This window comes from Phytoactinopolyspora endophytica, assembly GCF_004138495.1.
Taxonomy (GTDB): Bacteria; Actinomycetota; Actinomycetes; order Jiangellales; family Jiangellaceae; genus Phytoactinopolyspora; species Phytoactinopolyspora endophytica.
On record NZ_ML142860.1, the window covers coordinates 89824 to 91427 of the forward strand.

Consider the following 1604-nt stretch of genomic DNA (forward strand, 5'->3'; position numbering starts at 1 on the left):
GCGCACCATCAGCGCTCGGACGTCTGCGCGGTGCCGGCCGCCGGAGTGGTCGCCGAAGCCATGGTCGCGCTGATCCTCGCCCAGGCGGCGCTGGAGAAGTTCGGCGGGGACTCGGTGCCGGAGACGGCGCGGAACTGCCAGGCCTTCCTGGAGGCCATTCCGGAGAGGCTGGCGATCCGATGAGCCCGCGAGTAGTTCTGGTCGGGCCTCCCGGCGCGGGGAAGTCGAGCGTGGGACGGAAGGTGGCCGAGTATCTCGACGTGACCTTCCGGGACACCGACACGGACGTCGAACGCGTGGCAGGCAAGCCGATCGCGGAGATCTTCGTCGAGGACGGCGAGGCCGCGTTCCGAGAGCTTGAGCAGACCGCCATCACGGCGGCGCTCGACGAGCACGACGGTGTCCTGGCGCTGGGCGGGGGAGCCGTGGGCAACCCCGGGACCAGGTCGCAGCTGACGAACCACATGGTGATCTTCCTCGACGTCGGGCTGGCGGACGCCGTGTCGCGGGTCGGGCTGAACCGGGACCGGCCGCTGCTGCTGGAGAGCCCGCGGGCGCAGCTGAAGAAACTTCTCGACGCCAGGCGGCCGCTGTATGAGGAAGTCGCCTCCGTCACCGTCGTCACCAGCGGCCGCGGGATCGATGACGTGGCCGAGGAGGTGATCCGCCATGTCTGACGGGCGAGCGCCGTTGGCGGAGGGCGGACACGCCATGACGGACCACAGCGGGCGAGCCGAGCCGGCGGGCGAGCCGAGCCGTATCGGCGTCGGTGGTGAGTCGCCCTATGACGTCGTGGTGGGGACAGGCCTGCTGGGTGAGCTGCCCGGCCTGCTGGGCGACGGCGTCCAGCGGGTGGCTATCATCCACCCGGGCGCACTGCGTACCACCGCGGACGCGGTACGTGACGATCTGAACGGGCAAGGTCTCGAGGCACACGCGATCGAGGTTCCGGACGCCGAGGACGCCAAGACCGCGGAGGTCGCCGCGTACTGCTGGTCGGTGCTGGGCCGGATCGGCATGACCCGCTCGGACGCGATCGTCGGGGTCGGCGGCGGTGCCAGCACCGACCTCGCCGGGTTCGTCGCGGCCAGCTGGCTGCGCGGTGTGCGCTGGATTCCGATCCCGACGACGGTGCTCGGCATGGTCGACGCGGCCATCGGCGGAAAGACCGGCATCAACACGGCCGAGGGTAAGAACCTGGTCGGCGCGTTCCACCCGCCCGCCGCGGTGCTGTGTGACCTGGCGGCGCTGCGTTCCTTGCCGGCCAACGAGTACGTGGCCGGGCTCGCCGAGGTGGTCAAAGCCGGATTCATCGCCGATCCGCGGATCCTGGAGATCATCGAGGCGGATCCGGACGGCGCCGCGCGTCCGGATGGTCCCTACGTCCGCGAGCTGGTCGAGCGGTCGGTCAAGGTCAAGGCGGACGTGGTCTCCGCGGACCTACGTGAGTCCGGGCTCCGGGAGTTCCTCAACTACGGGCACACGCTCGGGCACGCAATCGAGAAGGTGGAGCGATACCGGTGGCGGCACGGAGCCGCCGTCGCGGTGGGACTGGTCTTCGCCGCGGAACTGGGCCGGCTGGCGGGCCGCCTCGACGACGCCAC

At 70.8% G+C, this 1604-nt stretch carries 2 protein-coding genes and 1 pseudogene; all 3 read left to right on the plus strand.

The features are described 5' to 3' along the window. Positions 1–183 (plus strand): annotated as a pseudogene (locus ELR45_RS41325) (chorismate synthase); the annotation flags it as partial. A gap of 47 nt (positions 184–230) precedes the next feature. Continuing rightward, the gene (locus tag ELR45_RS21675) at positions 231–677 is read left to right on the plus strand and encodes a shikimate kinase (protein ID WP_240760010.1); all 447 of its coding nucleotides are present in this window, start codon (positions 231–233) and stop codon (positions 675–677) included. 34 nt (positions 678–711) lie between these two features. Then, the coding region (locus tag ELR45_RS21680; protein WP_420813928.1) for a 3-dehydroquinate synthase family protein at positions 712–1604 on the plus strand (893 nt) is incomplete at its 3' end.